The sequence below is a fragment of the Pseudomonas arcuscaelestis genome, from assembly GCF_016881005.1.
Taxonomy (GTDB): domain Bacteria; phylum Pseudomonadota; class Gammaproteobacteria; order Pseudomonadales; family Pseudomonadaceae; genus Aquipseudomonas; species Aquipseudomonas arcuscaelestis.
Genome location: NZ_JACOPV010000005.1, coordinates 343,859 through 362,824, shown reverse-complemented (window position 1 = coordinate 362,824; position 18,966 = coordinate 343,859). Strand labels below are relative to the sequence as shown.

Below are 18,966 nucleotides of genomic sequence, written 5' to 3'. Positions count from 1 at the left end.
CCCGTACGGCAGGAGCAGGCTTGCCCCGCGATTGCTCAATGCCCCGCCGACGCCGGCCCGGCCTTGGCCGCAAACGGCGGCTTGGCCAGCCACACCAGCAAGATCAACCCGGCAAACACCCAGCCCATCATGGTGAAGTAATCCACCGTCGACATCATGTAGGCCTGGCTGCTGAGTATCCGCTCCAGCTGCGCAAAAGACTGCCCATTCGCACCCCCCAGTTGATTGAGCGCTTCACGGGTGGCCGGCTCGTAGGTGCTGATGCTTTCGCTCAAGTAGGCGTGATGCTGGTCGGCGCGGCGAATCCACAACCAGGTCGTCAAGGATGCGGCGAAGCTGCCACCAAGGGTGCGCAGGAAAGTAGCCAGCCCGGAACCGTCGGCAATCTGGTGCGGTGGCAGGTCCGACAACAGGATGCTCAAGGTCGGCATGAAGAACAGCGCCACGCCGATACCCATGAATAGCTGCACCAGGGCGATGTGCTGAAAGTCGACCTCATTGGTAAAGCCTGCTCGCATGAAACAACTGGTGCCGATGGCCAGGAACGCCAGGCCTGCCAGCAGGCGCAAGTCGATTCTGTGTGCATATTTACCGACGAACGGCGACATCAGTACCGGCAGCAATCCGATGGGCGCCACCGCCAGGCCAGCCCAGGTAGCGGTGTAGCCCATTTGTGTCTGCAACCACTGCGGCAGAATCAGGTTGATACCGAAAAAGCCCGCATAGCCGCCCACCAGGACGATGGTGCCGATGCGAAAGTTGCGGTGGACGAACAAGCGCAGATTGACCACCGGATGCTTGTCGGTCAGCTCCCAGATGACAAAGATCGCCAGGAACACCAGCGAAATCAGACTGCCGACAATAATGAAGTTGGACTCGAACCAGTCCAGGTCATTGCCCTTGTCCAGTACCACTTGCAAGGCACCGACGCCGACGATCAAGGTCAGCAGACCGATGTAGTCCATCGGCTGGCGCTGGGTCGCAACCGGGCGCGTGCGCATTTGTTGACGCACCACTGCCGCAGCAAACAGGCCAATCGGAACGTTGATGAAAAAAATCCACGGCCAACTGTAGCTGTCGGTAATCCAACCGCCGAGGATCGGACCGGCGATTGGCGCCACGACCGTGACCATCGCCAGCAAGGCCAGGGCCATGCCGCGCTTGGCTGGCGGATAGACTGCGATCAGCAATGTCTGGGTCATCGGATACAAAGGACCGGCGACAATCCCCTGCAAAACCCGAAAGCCCACCAGCTCCGGCATCGACCGAGCAATACCACAAAGAAATGACGCCAGCACGAACAGCAAGGTGGCCCAGATAAACAGCTTCACTTCGCCAAACCGCCGACTCAGCCAGCCGGTCAACGGCAAGGCAATAGCGTTACTCACCGCAAACGAGGTGATGACCCAGGTACCCTGCTCGGTGCTCACCCCCAAATTGCCGGAAATGGTCGGCAAGGCGACGTTGGCAATGGTGGTATCGAGCACCTGCATGAACGTTGCCAGCGACAGCCCGATGGTGGTCAGCAGCAGGCTCGGCGGGGTGAATGAAGCGGTGTTGCTCATCGCACGGCCGTCTTGCTGGAGCCTTCACTGTTTTCATGGATCAGCCGCGTGATCATGGCATCGGCTTCAATCAACTGGCGGTCATACACCTGAGTGGCAAACGATGCCTTTTGCGCAGGCACCTGGGCCAATACAGGGCCGCTCTGGTCATGCAGATCAACGCTAACCTGGGTCGAAAGACCGATACGCAGTGGATGGGCGGCCAGTTGTTCGGCATTGATGTGAATACGCACGGGCACCCGCTGGACGATCTTGATCCAGTTGCCAGTGGCGTTCTGCGCTGGCAGCAGCGCGAAGGCACTGCCAGTGCCGGCGCCGAGACTGTCGATGGTGCCGCTGTACTTGACCTCGCTACCATATAAGTCGGCAACAATATCTACCGGCTGGCCGATGCGCATGTTGCGCAACTGAGTTTCCTTGAAGTTGGCGTCGATCCATAGCTGATCCAGTGGGATCACCGCCATGGTTGCGGTTCCGGGCTCCAGACGCTGGCCCAATTGCACTGTGCGCTTGGCCACATAACCTGTAACCGGCGCCACCAGAGTGGTGCGTGCGGCAGCCAGGTATGCCTGGCGCAGGTCGGCAGCCGCAGCCATCACCTGTGGATGGGACGAAACCACGGTGTCATCAACCAGTGCAGTGGTGGTATTGAGCTGCTGTTTGGCATTGATCAGCGAACTTTGTGCCGAGGCCAGATCATCACGAGCGTGAGACAGCTCTTCCAGGGAAATTGCCCCGCCCGCCGCCAGGGTCTTGCGTCGGTTGTAGTTTTCCTGGGCTTTGGTCTGTTCAGCCTGACGCGCAGCAACCTGAGCGCGCATCCCATCGACATTGCTGTACAACCCGCGCACCTGACGCACGGCGCGGGCCAACTGCGCCTGCGCGGCTTGAAGACCCACTTCGGCATCACTGGGATCGAACTCAATCAGTACTTGCCCGGCATGAACCAGATCACCATCGTCGGCACCGATGCTGACGACGGTGCCGGTTATCAACGGCGTGATCTCTACAACGTTGCCGTTGACATAGGCATCGTCGGTTTCTTCGTTCCAACGCCCGTAAAGCTCGTGCCAGGCCCATACCGCGCCCCCGCCCAGCACGACCAGCAAGGCAAGACCGAGCAACCAGGTCTTGCGTTTTCGGGAGTTGTTGAGATCTTGCGCGCTGCTGGCGCTGTCAGACATGTCACTCATTTTGCACCTACCCGTAGGGCTGTCAGTGTGTCGCCAGCTGCAAGGAGTACTTTTGTCAGCAAGCCTTCAAGGTTCGCCAGTTCAGTTGCATCGAGCACGCCTACCAACTCGTTCATTGCCGCTGCACCGATCTGCGGCAATTGGTCCGCCAGGTTCTGCCCTTCTTCGCTCAAGCCCAGACGCACCTGACGCCGGTCATCCGGGCAACGCCGACGCATGATCAATTGCTTTTGTTCGAGACGATCGAGCATGCGCGTCATCGAGCCGCTATCCAGAGACAGGTAACGGCACAGCTCGGCGGGGGTATCGACGCCGTACTGAGAAACAATGATCAACACCTTGAACTGCGCGGCAGTGACGCCGAAATCTTGCAGGTGACTGTCGAGAATGCGGTCTTTAACCAGCGCGGCGCGGCCCAGGAGCAAGCCTATGGTGCAAGTCTGGAAGTTTTCGGGGGAAAAGTGCTGCATGAAGGCAATACCGCTTAGGCAGTTAGTAACATAATGTTACTGCCTAGACAGCTAGCGTCAAGCCATTAATTAGCCTGCTTACTATTTCTTCTTAAAAAAATCGCGGGGCAACTCGATGGTCGCGCCGCGATCGTTTAAGCCGGAATACCGCTATGGAAACGGAACTCTACATCCGGGGTATTGATCAACTCGGCTTCAGCCTCCCTGACCTTCAGCACCACCCGCTCGACATCCGCTGCTTCACCGTATTGATGTGCCAGCTTAAGGTAACCCTGGTAATGCCGAGCTTCGCTGCTGAGCAGGCCGTGATAGAACTTGCCCAGTTCTTCGTCCAGATGCGGCACCAACGCGGCAAAGCGCTCACAACTGCGCGCTTCGATAAATGCACCGACCACCAACGTGTCGACCAGCTTTACCGGCTCGTGCGTGCGCACTACGCGACGCAACCCGGAGGCGTAGCGACCCGCCGACAGTGGGCGCAGACCGATCTTGCGACGTTTCATCAAGCGCAGTACTTGCTCGTGATGTACCAGCTCTTCACGTGCCAGGCGCGACATCATGTTGATCAGGTCCAGGTGCGTGTTGTACTTGGCCATCAGGCTCAGCGCCGTGCTGGCGGCCTTGAACTCGCAGTTCTTGTGGTCGATCAACAGGGTTTCCTGATCGGCAAGAGCTGCCTGGACCCAGGCATCGGGAGTACGGCAACCAAGGAACGCGTCAATTTCGGGAATAAGGTGCATAGGCTCACAAACAGGCAGGGCAACGACAAGAGCGGCGATTATACCGGCGGTGGAGGCGATCACCAGTGGACTATGCTTGATACATATCAGGCCCATCGCATTGAGTGCCGTCTATAGTCAGACATCGGTGACCAATTCTGAAGGGAGTTCACGCTCATGCTAGAAGTACGCAGCATCCTGGTGGTACTCGATCCCGAGCACGCCCACAGCCGGGCCCTGACCCGGGCGAAACTGATCGCAGGCGTCACGGGTGCTCGTCTGCACTTGTTGATGTGCGATAAAAAACACGACCACAGTGCCTTGCTGAGCCTGTTGTGCAGTCAACTGCACGACGACGGCTACAACAATGTGACCTACGAACAAGCGTGGCACGACACCCTGCATGAATCGATCATCAGCGTGCAACAAGCCGAAGGCTGCGAATTGGTCATCAAGGAGCACCGGCCAGACAACCCCCTGAAAAAGGCCCTGCTCACCCCTTCAGACTGGAAACTGTTGCGCCAATGTCCGTGCGCGGTGTTGATGGTCAAGACCGAACGACCATGGACCGGCGGGGTAATCCTCGCCGCCGTGGATGTCGGCAACCACGACGAACCGCATCGCCTGCTGCATACGAGCATCATCAATCATGGCTACGAGATCGCCAGCCTGGCCAAGGGCAACCTGCATGTGATCAGCGCCCATCCATCGCCGATGCTCTCGGCTGCCGACCCGGTGTATCAATTGAAAGAAACCATCGAGCAGCGCTATCGCGAAGAATGCACCGCATTCCAGGCCGAATTCGACATCAAGGATGATCGCCTGCACGTTGCCGAGGGCCCTGCCGATGTGCTGATTCCCTACACCGCGAAGAAGTACGATGCGGTGGTGACCGTGATCGGCACAGTGGCTCGTACCGGCATCTCCGGCGCATTGATAGGCAACACTGCCGAGGTGGTACTCGATTCACTGGAATGCGACGTGCTGGTACTCAAAAGTGAAGAAGCAAAAGTCCACCTGACCGAGCTGGCGCAGGGCTAAGGACTGCATCGTCGGGTTTGCCTCGCGCTTTACGGATCGCGGGGCAAACGACATTTAACCCAAGGCATCCTTGAGAAAACCTGGCGCGATATAGCGCTGGTAATGCGCCTCGGACAGCAAAAAGAATTCCCGATCAATGGCATCTCGCAGTTCGGGCAATTCCCAGTCACGGAACTCCGGCAACAACACCATGCCATAGGCCTCAAGCTCGCGAATCACCCGCGCGCCACGGGCGATCAACTGATAGGCCCAGCAGTATTCGGACTGATGCGGCACAAAGCGGATCTTGCGTTGCACCAGTTGCTGGCGCAGACGCTCGGCATCAAAGACCTCGAGTTTGGCCACCATGACCTGTACCAGCAATTGCTCAAGACGCAGCCAGACTGCGCGCTTTTCATCTTCGTTATAGCCGTTCCAATTGATCACTTCATGGTGAAAACGCTTGCAGCCACGACACACCAGATCCCCGTAGACCGTGGAACACAGGCCGACACAAGGCGTTTTTATTGACTGATTGGACATGAAAAAACCGACAGCTATGCGGTGGAACAGGCTGCCATGTTAGCCCTTTGTCTAACGGGGGTCACCCGCTAAAGTGATCAAGCGCGCCTTACCTTTATCAACTTTTTCCAGTAGAATTGCCCGGCCTTTTTAAGGCGCCAAATGTCCGTTAGAAGCTGTTTTCAAAGCGTCACGAGCACAGTTAATCCGGTAGAACGGCGTTGGCCTGGGATATTCGCCTGTCGCATATCCCTCGCCAGCCCTCATCAGCCTCCGTTCTACAGGCGTAAAACTTTGAAAGCAGCTTCTGTAAGGATTTCCTGCAACCCTGGCTACGCGGCCCAAGAAGCCGTATTGCGCACGGGTGCCGGAATTTCTGGATGAGCGTCCCGGACACCCATTTGGGACCACTGATGAGGGTAATAACTGTGCTTGAAGCCTACCGCAAACACATCGAAGAGCGTGCCGCCCAGGGTATCGTGCCCCAGCCGCTTAACGCCGAACAAACCGCAGGCCTGGTCGAGCTGCTGAAGAACCCCCCTGCTGGCGAAGAAGCAGTCCTCGTCGACCTGATCACCAATCGCGTTCCACCAGGAGTGGACGAAGCTGCCTACGTCAAGGCTGGCTTCCTCTCTGCTGTCGCCAAGGGCGAAGCCACTTCCCCACTGATCGACAAAAAGCGTGCTGTCGAACTGCTGGGTACCATGCAGGGCGGCTACAACATCGCCACCATGGTCGAGCTGCTGGACAACGCTGAACTGGCCGCCGTAGCCGCCGAACAGCTCAAGCACACCCTGCTGATGTTCGACGCCTTCCACGACGTCGCCGAAAAAGCCAAGGCCGGCAACGTTCACGCCAAGGCCGTTATGGAATCCTGGGCTGCAGGCGAGTGGTTCACTGCCCGTCCAGCCATCGAAGAAAAATACACCCTGACCGTTTTCAAGGTCCCAGGTGAAACCAACACCGACGACCTGTCCCCTGCCCCGGACGCATGGTCGCGCCCTGACATCCCGCTGCACGCCCTGGCCATGCTGAAAATGGCCCGTGACGGCATCGAGCCTGAGCAACCAGGCGTGGTCGGTCCGCTCAAGCAGATCGAGCAAGTCAAGGCCAAGGGCTTCCCAGTCGCCTACGTCGGTGACGTAGTGGGTACCGGCTCCTCGCGCAAATCCGCCACCAACTCGGTGCTGTGGTTCTTCGGCGACGACATCCCTTACGTGCCGAACAAGCGCGGCGGTGGTTTCTGCTTCGGCACCAAGATCGCCCCGATCTTCTACAACACCATGGAAGACGCCGGCGCTTTGCCAATCGAGTTCGACTGCACCGACCTGGGCATGGGCGACGTCATCGACGTCTACCCGTACAAAGGCGAAGTGCGTCGTCACGGCAGCGACGAGCTGGTCACCAACTTCCAGCTTAAAACCGAAGTGCTGCTCGACGAAGTCCGCGCTGGCGGCCGTATCCCGCTGATCGTCGGCCGTGGTCTGACCGAGAAGGCGCGTGCCGAACTGGGCCTGGGCCCAACCGATCTGTTCAAGCTGCCGGAAACCCCAGTCGACACCGGCAAGGGCTACAGCCTGGCACAGAAAATGGTCGGCAAGGCTTGCGGCCTGGCAGAAGGCAAAGGCGTTCGTCCTGGCACCTACTGCGAACCGAAGATGACCACCGTCGGCTCCCAGGACACCACTGGCCCGATGACCCGCGACGAGCTCAAAGACCTCGCCTGCCTGGGCTTCTCTGCTGACCTGGTCATGCAGTCGTTCTGCCACACTGCGGCCTATCCGAAGCCAATCGACGTCAACACCCACCACACCCTGCCGGATTTCATCCGCACCCGTGGCGGCGTGTCCCTGCGTCCAGGCGACGGCATCATCCACAGCTGGCTGAACCGCATGCTGCTGCCGGATACCGTCGGTACCGGTGGTGACTCGCACACCCGTTTCCCGATCGGCATTTCCTTCCCGGCCGGTTCCGGCCTGGTCGCCTTCGCCGCAGCCACCGGCGTAATGCCGCTGGACATGCCGGAGTCGGTACTGGTGCGCTTCAAGGGCAAACTGCAACCCGGCATCACCCTGCGCGACCTGGTTCACGCCATCCCTTACTACGCCATCCAGAAAGGCCTGCTGACCGTCGAGAAGAAGGGCAAGATCAACGCCTTCTCCGGCCGCATCCTGGAAATCGAAGGCCTGGACGAACTGACCGTCGAGCAAGCGTTCGAACTGTCCGACGCCTCGGCTGAGCGTTCTGCTGCCGGTTGCTCGATCAAGCTGCCAGAAAAGGCCATTGCCGAGTACCTGCAGTCGAACGTTACCCTGCTGCGCTGGATGATCAGCGAAGGCTACGGCGACGCCCGTACCCTGGAGCGTCGTGCTCAAGCGATGGAAGCCTGGTTGGCCAACCCAGTGCTGCTGGAAGCCGACAAGGACGCCGAATACGCCGAAATCATCGAGATCGACCTGGCCGACGTCAAAGAGCCTGTGCTCTGCGCGCCGAACGACCCGGACGATGCTCGCCTGCTGTCGAGCGTACAAGGCGAGAAGATCGACGAAGTGTTCATCGGTTCGTGCATGACCAACATCGGTCACTTCCGCGCTGCCGGCAAGTTGCTGGAGAAGGTCAAGGGTGGTATCCCTACCCGTCTGTGGCTGGCTCCGCCAACCAAGATGGACGCTCACCAGCTGACCGAAGAAGGCTACTACGGCATCTACGGCAAAGCCGGTGCACGCATGGAAATGCCAGGTTGCTCGCTGTGCATGGGTAACCAGGCACGTGTGCAAACCGGTTCGACTGTGGTTTCCACTTCGACCCGTAACTTCCCGAACCGCCTGGGCGACGCTACCAACGTCTACCTGGCCTCGGCCGAGCTGGCTGCTGTTGCCTCGATTCTGGGCAAGCTGCCAACCGTCGAAGAGTACATGGAGTACGCGAAGAACATCGACAGCATGGCTGCCGACGTTTACCGCTACCTGAGCTTCGATCAGATCGCCGAGTTCCGTGAAGCTGCTGCGAGCGCCAACATCCCGGTCGTTCAAGCGTAAGCTGACCTAGCGTAAAAAAACCCCGCCAATCGGCGGGGTTTTTATTGGCTGCTTGAAAGTGCGATCGATCGCTTCACCTTGATCAGCACCACAAACAACATCGCCGGCCAGCCTGCCCCCATCGAGTGGAAGCCGACTATGCCGGCGATTGTGCGAGCGTTAACAGGTTTTAAAAAGCATCACCTGGAACACGCACCCAGCCTTCCATGAGGATACGAGCGCTGCGGCTCATGATGGCCTTGGTGACCGTCCACTCGCCATCCACCTGCCGCGCTTCAGCACCCACACGCAAGGTGCCCGAAGGATGACCGAAACGCACCGCGCTACGCTCACCACCACCGGCTGCAAGGTTGACCAGGGTGCCAGGCACTGCTGCCGCAGTACCAATGGCCACGGCCGCAGTGCCCATCATGGCATGGTGCAATTTACCCATGGACAACGCACGCACCAACAGATCGATATCGCTGGCTGCTACCGCTTTACCACTGGACGACTCGTACGCTGCAGGCGGCGCAACAAATGCCACTTTCGGCGTGTGCTGGCGCTTGGCGGCTTCGTCGATGTGCTCGATCAAGCCCATACGCACCGCGCCATGGGCTCGAATGGATTCAAAACGGGCCAAGGCTTGCGGGTCGCTGTTGATTGCGTCCTGCAACTCGGTGCCGGTATAGCCGAGCGCTTGGGCCTGAACAAAAATGGTCGGGATACCGGCGTTGATCAAGGTGACCTTGAGCGTACCGATACCAGGTACTTCCAAGTCATCGATCAGGTTGCCGGTAGGGAACATCGAACCGCCCTCGCCGTCCTCGTCCGCCGCCGGATCCATGAACTCCAACTGCACCTCTGCGGCCGGGAAGGTCACGCCATCGAGCTCGAAGTCGCCGGTCTCCTGCACTTCACCGTTGGTGATCGGTACATGAGCGATGATGGTCTTGCCAATGTTGGCTTGCCAGATCCGCACGGTGGCGACACCGTTTTGCGGCACACGGCTGCTGTCGACCAGGCCCGCGCTGATCGCAAATGAGCCGACGGCAGCGGAAAGGTTGCCGCAGTTGCCGCTCCAGTCAACGAACGCCTTGTCGATCGACACTTGCCCGAACAGGTAGTCGACATCGTGCTCGGCCTTGATGCTGCGCGAGAGAATCACGGTCTTGCTGGTGCTGGAAGTAGCGCCGCCCATGCCGTCGATTTGCTTGCCGTAAGGGTCCGGGCTGCCGATTACTCGCAGCAATAACGCATCACGTGACGCTCCGGGAATCTGCGCACTCTCGGGCAGGTCCTGAAGACGGAAAAACACACCTTTACTGGTGCCGCCACGAATGTAAGTGGCGGGGATTTTCACTTGAGGAACATGTGCCATAGCTGTTGTCCTGTTGATGCTTTGGGGGAGCTATCACCAGACAAGCCCACCCCATAGGAGCAGGCTTGTCTCGTGATCAGGCTTTACCTCAGGCTGTCGCTGATTCGAGGAAGTCCTGGGCAAAGCGCTGCAACACGCCTCCCGCTTCGTAGATCGACACTTCTTCGGCGGTATCCAGACGGCACGTCACAGGCACGTCGAGGCGCTCGCCATTACGGCGGGTGATCACCAGGGTCAAGGTTGCCCGCGGCGTACGCTCACCGATGACGTCATAGGTTTCAGTGCCGTCGATTTCCAGGGTCTTGCGATTCACCCCCGGCTTGAACTCCAGCGGCAGCACACCCATGCCCACCAGGTTGGTGCGGTGAATCCGCTCGAAGCCTTCGGCAACGATGGCCTCGACGCCTGCCAGACGCACACCTTTGGCCGCCCAGTCACGGGACGAACCCTGGCCGTAGTCGGCACCGGCAACGATGATCAGCGGCTGCTTGCGCTGCATGTAGGTTTCGATCGCTTCCCACATGCGAGTGACCTTGCCTTCCGGCTCGATGCGCGCCAGCGAACCCTGCTTGACCTTACCGCCTTCCTGGACCATTTCGTTGAACAGTTTCGGGTTGGCGAAGGTTGCACGCTGCGCGGTCAGGTGGTCACCACGGTGGGTAGCGTAGGAGTTGAAGTCCTCTTCCGGCAGGCCCATTTTCGCCAGGTATTCACCGGCCGCGCTGTCGAGCATGATGGCGTTGGACGGCGACAAGTGATCGGTGGTGATGTTGTCCGGCAGCACCGCCAACGGACGCATACCCTTAAGCGTACGCTCACCGGCCAGCGCACCTTCCCAGTACGGCGGACGTCGAATGTAAGTGCTCATCGGGCGCCAGTCGTACAGTGGGTCGACCTTCGGGCCACGGTCTTCCTCGATGGCGAACATCGGGATGTACACCTGGCGGAACTGTTCCGGCTTCACCGAGGCACGGACCACTGCGTCGATTTCTTCGTCGCTCGGCCAGATATCCTTGAGGCGGATTTCCTTGCCATCCACCACCGCCAGGACGTCTTTTTCGATGTCGAAGCGAATGGTACCGGCAATGGCATAGGCCACTACCAGCGGCGGCGAAGCCAGGAAGGCTTGCTTGGCGTAAGGGTGGATACGGCCGTCGAAGTTACGGTTACCCGAAAGCACGGCAGTGGCGTACAGGTCGCGGTCGATGATTTCCTGCTGGATGACCGGATCCAGGGCGCCGGACATGCCGTTGCACGTGGTGCAGGCAAACGCCACGATGCCGAAGCCGAGCGCTTCCAGCTCTTGGTCAAGACCGGCTTCTTTAAGGTACAGGGCCACCGTTTTCGAGCCCGGGGCCAGGGACGACTTGACCCATGGCTTGCGCACCAGCCCAAGCTTGTTGGCGTTACGCGCCAAGAGGCCTGCCGCGATCACGTTGCGCGGGTTACTGGTGTTGGTGCAACTGGTAATGGCGGCGATGATTACCGCACCGTCAGGCATCTGCCCCGGCACTTCCTGCCATTGACCGGCAATGCCCTTGCTGGCCAGCTCGCTGGTGGCGACGCGGGCGTGCGGGTTGGACGGGCCAGCCATGTTGCGCACGACACTGGACAGGTCGAAGTGCAGCACGCGCTCGTATTCGGCGTTGACCAGGCTGTCGGACCACAGGCCGGCGACCTTGGCGTAGGTCTCAACCAGCTTGACCTGCTCGTCTTCACGACCGGTCAGCTTGAGATAGTCGATGGTTTGCTGGTCGATGGAGAACATCGCAGCGGTGGCGCCGTATTCCGGTGCCATGTTGGAGATGGTCGCACGATCACCCAGGGTCAGTGCGCGAGCACCTTCGCCGTAGAATTCCAGGTAGGCGCCAACGACCTTTGCCTTGCGCAGGAACTCGGTCAAGGCCAGCACTACGTCGGTTGCGGTGATGCCTGGTTGTGGCTTGCCAGACAGCTCGACGCCAACGATTTCCGGCAGGCGCATCCACGAGGCGCGGCCGAGCATGACGTTCTCGGCTTCCAGGCCGCCAACACCGATGGCGATCACGCCCAGGGCATCGACGTGCGGGGTGTGGCTATCAGTGCCGACACAGGTATCAGGGTACGCCACGCCACGTTCGGCATGGATCACCGGCGACATCTTCTCCAGGTTGATCTGGTGCATGATGCCGTTGCCTGGCTGGATCACATCGACGTTCTTGAACGCCTTCTTGGTCCAGTTGATGAAGTGGAAACGGTCTTCGTTTCGACGATCTTCGATTGCGCGGTTCTTCTCGAACGCCTGTGGGTCGAAGCCGCCACACTCCACTGCCAACGAGTGGTCGACGATCAACTGCACCGGCACCACTGGGTTGACCTTGGCCGGATCACCGCCGCCATCGGCGATGGCATCACGCAAACCAGCAAGGTCGACCAGAGCGGTCTGGCCAAGAATGTCGTGGCAGACAACACGCGCAGGAAACCACGGGAAGTCGAGATCACGCTTGCGCTCGATCAGTTGGCCCAGCGACGCATTGAGGTTGGCCGGATCACAGCGGCGCACCAGGTTTTCTGCCAGTACGCGGGAGGTGTAGGGGAGTTGGTCATAGGCGCCGGGCTTGATCGCATCGACAGCCGAGCGAGCATCGAAATAATCCAGGCCAGTGCCCGGCAGGTTTTTGCGAAATTCAGTATTCATGGCACAGGGACTCAATCACGGTAAGTTCAGTGGCTGGCAGACTGGCTGCCTGCATGCCCCTTGCGGGAGCTTGCTTGCCTGGCGACTGCGACCAACTGGGGCTGATCGCAATCGCGGGGCAAGCCTGCTCCAACCGGGCTCTGACAGGCCTACTGCCTCAGGCTCAGCGTTGTTCGATTGGCACGAACTTGCGCTGTTCGACGCCGGTGTACTCGGCGCTCGGACGGATGATGCGGTTGTTGGCACGCTGCTCGAACACGTGGGCTGCCCAGCCGGTCAGGCGCGAGCAGACGAAGATCGGGGTGAACAGCTTGGTTGGAATGCCCATGAAGTGATACGCCGAGGCATGGTAGAAGTCGGCGTTAGGGAACAGCTTCTTCTGCTCCCACATGGTCTTGTCGATCGCCTCGGACACTGGGTACAGCACAGTGTCACCGACTTCGTCAGCGAGCTTCTTCGACCAGCCCTTGATCACTTCGTTACGTGGATCGGACTCTTTGTAGATGGCATGGCCAAAGCCCATGATCTTGTCTTTGCGCTCAAGCATCTGCAGCAATTCGGCAACAGCGTCCTGCGGGCTCTGGAAACGTTCGATCAGCTCCATTGCCGCTTCGTTGGCGCCACCGTGCAGTGGGCCCCGCAGCGAGCCAATGGCCGCCGTGATGCACGAGTACAAGTCAGACAGGGTGGAGGCACACACACGAGCGGTGAAGGTCGACGCGTTGAATTCGTGCTCGGCGTAAAGTATCAGCGAGACGTTCATCACCTTGACGTGCAACTCGCTCGGTTTCTTGTCATGCAGCAGGTGCAGGAAGTGACCACCGATGGTGTCTTCGTCGCTGGTGCAGTTGATACGCACGCCGTCATGGCTGAAGCGGTACCAGTAGCACATTACTGCCGGGAACAGTGCCAGCAGACGATCGGTCTTGTCGCGCTGCTGTTCAAAGGTCAGCTCTGGCTCGAGGGTGCCGAGCATCGAGCAACCGGTGCGCATCACATCCATCGGATGGGCGTCAGCCGGGATGCGCTCGAGCACTTCCTTGAGGGCTTGCGGCAGATCGCGCAGGGTCTTGAGCCTGCCTTTGTATTCGGCCAGTTGGGCCTTGCTCGGCAGCTCGCCGTACAGCAGCAGGTAGGCGACCTCTTCAAATTCGGCACCCGCGGCCAGGTCACGTACGTCGTAACCACGATAGGTCAGGCCGGCACCGGTCTGGCCCACGGTCGACAGTGCGGTTTGCCCGGCCACTTGACCACGCAGGCCGGCACCACTGAGTACTTTTGCTTCGGCCATGTCTTTCTCCGTTATTGAATTTTTTATGGAATCTTGGCTAATCGCGGGACAGGCCCGCAGCTACGGTTCAGCTCTTTTTCTGGGCGAACAGAGCGTCGAGGCTTTGCTCGAACGCGTGGTAGTTGATGGCGTCGTACAGCTCCATGCGGGTTTGCATGGTGTCGATAACATTCTTTTGCGTGCCGTCGCGGCGCAGCGCGGTGTAGACATTCTCGGCCGCCTTGTTCATGGCGCGAAATGCCGACAGCGGGTAGAGCACCAGCGATACGTCAACCGAGGCAAGCTCTTCGGTGGTGTACAGAGGGGTGGCACCAAATTCGGTGATGTTCGCCAGAATCGGCGCTTTGACCCGATCAGCGAAGGTCTTGTACATGGCAAGTTCAGTGATGGCTTCCGGGAAGACCATGTCGGCACCGGCTTCAATGCAGGCAGCGGCACGGTCCAACGCAGCTTCCAGGCCTTCGACGGCCAGGGCGTCAGTGCGCGCCATGATCACGAAGCTGTCGTCGGTACGGGCATCGACGGCGGCCTTGATGCGGTCGACCATCTCTTGCTGAGAGACAATTTCCTTGTTTGGACGGTGGCCACAGCGCTTGGCGCCAACCTGATCCTCGATGTGGATCGCCGCAGCGCCGAACTTGATCATCGACTTGACGGTGCGCGCCACGTTGAATGCCGAAGAACCGAAGCCGGTATCCACGTCTACCAGCAGCGGCAGATCACAGACATCGGTAATCCGGCGCACGTCGGTGAGTACGTCGTCCAACCCGGTAATACCAAGATCCGGCAGGCCCAGGGAGCCTGCCGCTACACCGCCACCCGACAGGTAGATCGCCTTGAAGCCGGCACGCTTGGCCAGCAACGCATGGTTGGCGTTGATCGCACCGACGACCTGCAGCGGGTGCTCGGCGGCGACAGCATCGCGAAAACGCTGGCCGGGACTGCTTTTCTGACTCATGACTCACCTCGTGGGCTGGTAGCGTCCAGGTAATGACGCTCGATATTGCGTTTGGAGGCGCCGATGTGACGACGCATCAAGAGCTCGGCCAGTTCACCGTCACGGTCGGCGATGGCATCGAGAATCCGGTGGTGTTCGGCGAACGCCTGGCGTGGCCGGTTGGGGGTAGCGGAAAACTGGATGCGGTACATGCGCACCAGTTGATACAGCTCGCCACAGAGCATCTGCACCAACGTGCGGTTGCCGCTGCCCTGAATGATCCGGTAATGAAAATCGTAATCGCCTTCCTGCTGGTAGTAGCCCAGGCCGGCCTGAAAGGTGGCATCGCGCTCATGGGTGTCGAGCACCCGACGCAGCTCGTCGATCTCGGCTACGCTCATACGCTCGGCAGCCAGGCGGCAGGCCATGCCTTCCAGCGACTCGCGAATCTCGTACAGCTCGATCAGCTCGGCATGGCTTAGCGAAACTACCCGCGCACCGACATGAGGCACCCGCACCAGCAGGCGCTGGCCTTCGAGGCGATGGATGGCCTCGCGCAGCGGGCCGCGGCTGATACCGTAGGTGCGCGCCAGCTCTGGCTCGGAAATTTTGCTGCCAGGGGCGATCTCACCCTTGACGATGGCCGCCTGGATACGCCGGAAGACGTTTTCCGAGAGTGTTTCGGAATCCTCTGCTATTGCGCCGGGCGCTTGGGCTGTATCCAGCATATTGTCGACACCTCGTAAATCAATGAGGCCAAAACTAGCCAAATCCACTGGCATAGTCAAAGGCAAAATCAATATTGTCGACAATCGTCTAAGAACGAAACTCACCGCCCCTGCTGTTGTCAGAGTGCAGCCGCTGGCGCCAGCACACCAGCGTGATAGAATGCCGCGCCCCACACAGGGCATGAATAGTGTGCTTGTCATCATTTTGTGGTGATGGCAGATAAACGAGGAAGCTTGCGCAGAACTGCCAGTGGCCTTGACCCAAACATCGCACAGCACCGCGCCAGGATTTATGAGACTTACGCCCCTTCCACTGTTGCTCAGCCTGTTTTTGTTGCCTGCCCTCGGCCAGGCCGCGGAAAAGACCGTGTACGGACTTAATGAATACGCCCGTCTTGCCGATATCGACCTGGAGGTTGCCGCCAAGCTCGATACCGGCGCCAAGACCGCCTCGCTTAGCGCCCGCGACATCAAGCGCTTCAAGCGCAATGGCGAATCCTGGGTACGCTTTTACCTGGCAATTGACGCAGCCCACGCGCATCCGATAGAACGGCCTCTGGCCCGTGTCAGCAAGATCAAGCGACGTGCGGGCGATTACAATCCGGATGAAGGCAAGGCCTACACTGCCCGCCCGGTTATTGAAATGAACATCTGCATGGGGACGGCCAAACGCGTGATCGAAGTGAACCTGACCGACCGTAGTGCGTTCCAGTACCCGCTGCTGATTGGCTCCGAGGCGCTGAAGCACTTTGATGCCCTGGTCGACCCAAGCCTTAAATACGCGGCCGGCAAACCTGCCTGCGCCCCTGACGCTCAAACCGCAGAGTAATCCCGATGCGCTCTCTTACCCTTCATCTGAAAGTCCTGATCACCGTACTGGTGCTACTGGGCATCATTGTCACGGCCTACCAGATCTTCTTTCTCGGGATCCCGGTGACCGAAGACGAGACCGACGATCTGTGGAACATCGACGCCAAGGTCGAGTTCGTTGCCAACCCCAAGGATCCGGTCAAGGTACAGATGTTCGTACCCCCGTTGAGCCATGACTATGTCAGCCTCAATGAGAGCTTCATTTCCAATAACTATGGCGTCAGCGTCAACCGTGTCGACGGCAACCGCAAGGTAACCTGGTCGGCCCGTCGCGCCAGCGGCAACCAGACCCTGTACTACCGCCTGGTGCTGACCAAGCGCTATAGCACCGAAAAAGCCAAGATCAAGGGCCCGACCTTCCGCGACAGCCTGGCTGTGGAAGGCCCGGAAAAAATCGCCGCCGAAGCATTGATGGCTCCTATTCGCCAGCACTCTGCCGACGTCGAGACCTTTGTCAGCGAGACTATCAAGCGGGTTAACAACCTCAATGACGACAACGTCAAGCTGCTGCTGGCAGGTGACACCTCGTCCCTGAACAAAGCCAAGGTCATCGACCTGCTGCTGTCGATCGCGCACGTCCCGGTCGAAAAAGTCCACACCATTCGCCTGGTGGCCGACCAGCCGCAAACCCCTGAACTGTGGCTGCGCAGCTTCAATGGCAGCGACTGGCTGTACTTCAACCCGGATACCGGCGAGCAAGGCCTGCCAACCGACCGCCTGCTGTGGTGGACCGGTGATGACAACCTGATCACCGTCGATGGCGGCAAAAAAGCCAACGTCAGCTTCAGCCTGAACAACAGCGAGATGAACGCCATTCGCCTGGCCAAGCTGACGGACGAAAACACCGATGCCGACTTCCTCGAATACTCGCTCTACGGCCTGCCGCTGCAAACCCAGCAGACCTTCATGATCATGGTCATGATCCCGATCGGCGTATTGGTGATCCTGGTGCTGCGTAACCTGATCGGCCTGCAGACCCTGGGTACCTTTACCCCGGTACTGATCGCCCTGGCCTTCCGTGAAACGCAGTTGGGCTTTGGCATCATCCTGTTCACGGTAATTACCGCGCTTGGGTTATCGCTACGCTCCTATCTGGAACACCTCAAGCTGCAAATGCTGCCGCGCCTGTCGGTGGTGTTGACCTTCGTCGTGGTGCTGATCGCCGCCATCAGCCTGTTCAGCCACAAGCTGGGCCTGGAGCGCGGCCTGTCTGTAGCGCTGTTCCCGATGGTGATCCTGACCATGACCATCGAGCGCCTGTCGATCACCTGGGAAGAGCGTGGTGGTGGCCATGCCATGAAGGTTGCCATCGGCACCTTGTTCGCAGCCTCGATTGCCCACCTGCTGATGAGCGTGCCGGAGCTTGTGTACTTCGTCTTCACCTTCCCGGCCGTATTGCTGATTCTGGTGGGCTTCATGCTGGCAATGGGTCGCTACCGCGGCTATCGCCTGACGGAGCTGGTACGCTTCAAAGCTTTCGTGAAGGCTGACGCCTGATGTTCGGTCTCTGGAAAACCTGGAAAGCCCTGGAGGCCCGGGGCATCATGGGTATCAACCGGCGCAATGCGGACTATGTCCTCAAGTACAACAAGCGCCACCTGTACCCGATCGTCGACGACAAGATCATCACCAAGGAGCGTGCGATCCAGGCCGGCATCCATGTGCCGGAAATGTACGGGATCATCTCCACCGAGAAAGAAATCGACAAGCTCGGCGAAATCATCGGCGGGCGCAGCGACTTCGTGGTCAAGCCTGCCCAGGGCGCAGGTGGTGACGGCATCCTGGTGGTTGCTGATCGCTTCGAGGACCGTTATCGCACGGTGTCGGGCAAGATCATCAGCCACGAGGAAATCGAGCACCAGATTTCCAGCATCCTCACCGGCCTGTACTCCCTGGGCGGTCACCGCGACCGCGCCCTTATCGAGTACCGGGTCACCCCCGACCAGATCTTCAAGAGCATCAGCTATGAAGGGGTGCCGGATATCCGCATCATCGTGCTGATGGGCTACCCGGTCATGGCCATGTTACGCCTGCCGACCCGCCAGTCGGGCGGCAAGGCCAACCTGCACCAGGGTGCCATCGGCGTGGGTGTCGACCTGGCTACGGGCATGACCCTGCGGGGTACCTGGCTGAACAACATCATCAGCAAGCACCCGGACACCACCAACGCGGTGGACGGCGTGCAACTGCCGAACTGGGACGGTTTCATGAAGCTGGCCGCCGGTTGCTACGAGCTCTGCGGCCTGGGCTACATCGGTGTCGACATGGTGCTCGACCAGGAAAAGGGTCCGTTGATTCTCGAACTCAACGCCCGTCCAGGCCTGAACATCCAGATCGCCAACGACTGCGGCCTGACCACGCGCACCCACGCGGTAGAAGCGCACCTGGAACAACTGGCCAAAGACGGTCGCCAGGAGTCTCCCGAGGAGCGTGTACGCTTCGCCCAGGAGCTCTTTGGCCACATACCGTCGAACTGAGTGCATCCATCCGCCGTGCGCCAACCGGCCCTGGTTGACGCACGTCGGGCACTTAAGGTCGTTGTCAACGCTAGGCGCCATACCTGCACGGGACTACAA

At 59.6% G+C, this 18,966-nt stretch carries 15 protein-coding genes; 5 read left to right on the top strand and 10 right to left on the bottom strand.

Annotated elements, in window-relative coordinates; genetic code table 11:
- Positions 1-35: 35 nt before the first annotated feature.
- The 4 genes from H8F21_RS10135 to H8F21_RS10120 form a co-directional block, all read right to left on the bottom strand.
- Positions 36-1,565 carry a DHA2 family efflux MFS transporter permease subunit gene (locus H8F21_RS10135; RefSeq protein WP_203476568.1) on the bottom strand — a complete coding sequence of 510 codons (1,530 nt, stop codon included), beginning with the start codon at positions 1,563-1,565 and terminating at the stop codon, positions 36-38.
- Positions 1,562-2,758, bottom strand: a complete 1,197-nt coding sequence (locus H8F21_RS10130) for an HlyD family secretion protein (RefSeq protein ID WP_203584303.1) — start codon at positions 2,756-2,758, stop codon at positions 1,562-1,564. The genes H8F21_RS10135 and H8F21_RS10130 overlap by 4 nt, the downstream gene beginning before the upstream one ends.
- Positions 2,755-3,228, bottom strand: coding sequence for a MarR family winged helix-turn-helix transcriptional regulator (locus tag H8F21_RS10125; protein ID WP_203543171.1), 474 nt, complete (start codon positions 3,226-3,228; stop codon positions 2,755-2,757). The genes H8F21_RS10130 and H8F21_RS10125 overlap by 4 nt, the downstream gene beginning before the upstream one ends.
- 134 nt (positions 3,229-3,362) lie before the next feature.
- Positions 3,363-3,968 (bottom strand): MiaE family protein, encoded by a 606-nt coding sequence (locus tag H8F21_RS10120; RefSeq protein ID WP_203584302.1) that lies wholly within the window; start codon positions 3,966-3,968, stop codon positions 3,363-3,365.
- A 156-nt stretch (positions 3,969-4,124) separates the two neighbouring features.
- Between H8F21_RS10120 and H8F21_RS10115 the strand changes: the two genes are divergently transcribed.
- Positions 4,125-4,988 carry a universal stress protein gene (locus H8F21_RS10115; protein ID WP_203476582.1) on the top strand — a complete coding sequence of 288 codons (864 nt, stop codon included), beginning with the start codon at positions 4,125-4,127 and terminating at the stop codon, positions 4,986-4,988.
- Between the two features lie 54 nt (positions 4,989-5,042).
- Here the strand turns inward: H8F21_RS10115 and H8F21_RS10110 are convergent, their stop codons facing one another.
- The gene (locus H8F21_RS10110; protein ID WP_203476584.1) at positions 5,043-5,510 is read right to left on the bottom strand and encodes a DUF1289 domain-containing protein; all 468 of its coding nucleotides are present in this window, start codon (positions 5,508-5,510) and stop codon (positions 5,043-5,045) included.
- Positions 5,511-5,917: 407 nt separating this feature from the next.
- Between H8F21_RS10110 and acnB the strand changes: the two genes are divergently transcribed.
- Positions 5,918-8,527, top strand: a complete 2,610-nt coding sequence (gene acnB / locus H8F21_RS10105) for a bifunctional aconitate hydratase 2/2-methylisocitrate dehydratase (protein ID WP_203543209.1) — start codon at positions 5,918-5,920, stop codon at positions 8,525-8,527.
- 169 nt (positions 8,528-8,696) lie between these two features.
- Here acnB and prpF read toward each other — a convergent pair whose 3' ends face one another.
- The 5 genes from prpF to H8F21_RS10080 all read right to left on the bottom strand — a co-directional run bounded on the left by prpF (position 8,697) and on the right by H8F21_RS10080 (position 15,520).
- Positions 8,697-9,887, bottom strand: coding sequence for a 2-methylaconitate cis-trans isomerase PrpF (gene prpF / locus H8F21_RS10100; RefSeq protein ID WP_203584301.1), 1,191 nt, complete (start codon positions 9,885-9,887; stop codon positions 8,697-8,699).
- A gap of 88 nt (positions 9,888-9,975) precedes the next feature.
- Positions 9,976-12,564, bottom strand: coding sequence for a Fe/S-dependent 2-methylisocitrate dehydratase AcnD (gene acnD, locus H8F21_RS10095; protein ID WP_203584300.1), 2,589 nt, complete (start codon positions 12,562-12,564; stop codon positions 9,976-9,978).
- A 163-nt stretch (positions 12,565-12,727) separates the two neighbouring features.
- Positions 12,728-13,855 (bottom strand): bifunctional 2-methylcitrate synthase/citrate synthase, encoded by a 1,128-nt coding sequence (prpC, locus tag H8F21_RS10090; RefSeq protein WP_203476587.1) that lies wholly within the window; start codon positions 13,853-13,855, stop codon positions 12,728-12,730.
- Between the two features lie 67 nt (positions 13,856-13,922).
- The gene (gene prpB / locus H8F21_RS10085) at positions 13,923-14,813 is read right to left on the bottom strand and encodes a methylisocitrate lyase (RefSeq protein ID WP_203543169.1); all 891 of its coding nucleotides are present in this window, start codon (positions 14,811-14,813) and stop codon (positions 13,923-13,925) included.
- Positions 14,810-15,520, bottom strand: a complete 711-nt coding sequence (locus tag H8F21_RS10080) for a GntR family transcriptional regulator (RefSeq protein ID WP_045189895.1) — start codon at positions 15,518-15,520, stop codon at positions 14,810-14,812. Before H8F21_RS10080 ends, prpB begins: the two co-directional genes overlap by 4 nt.
- A 292-nt stretch (positions 15,521-15,812) precedes the next feature.
- Between H8F21_RS10080 and rloA the strand changes: the two genes are divergently transcribed.
- From rloA to H8F21_RS10065, 3 genes are read left to right on the top strand one after another with little or no spacing between them, the layout of a single operon-like run.
- Positions 15,813-16,349: a retropepsin-like aspartic peptidase RloA gene (gene rloA, locus H8F21_RS10075; RefSeq protein ID WP_136475394.1), complete on the top strand. Its 537-nt coding sequence runs from the start codon at positions 15,813-15,815 to the stop codon at positions 16,347-16,349.
- Between the two features lie 5 nt (positions 16,350-16,354).
- A complete protein-coding gene (rloB, locus tag H8F21_RS10070) occupies positions 16,355-17,887 on the top strand; it encodes an osmotic stress tolerance membrane protein RloB (RefSeq protein WP_203476590.1) in 1,533 nt (510 codons plus the stop codon).
- Positions 17,887-18,867 (top strand): alpha-L-glutamate ligase-like protein, encoded by a 981-nt coding sequence (locus tag H8F21_RS10065; RefSeq protein ID WP_203584299.1) that lies wholly within the window; start codon positions 17,887-17,889, stop codon positions 18,865-18,867. The genes rloB and H8F21_RS10065 overlap by 1 nt, the downstream gene beginning before the upstream one ends.
- The last annotated feature ends 99 nt before the right edge of the window (positions 18,868-18,966 follow it).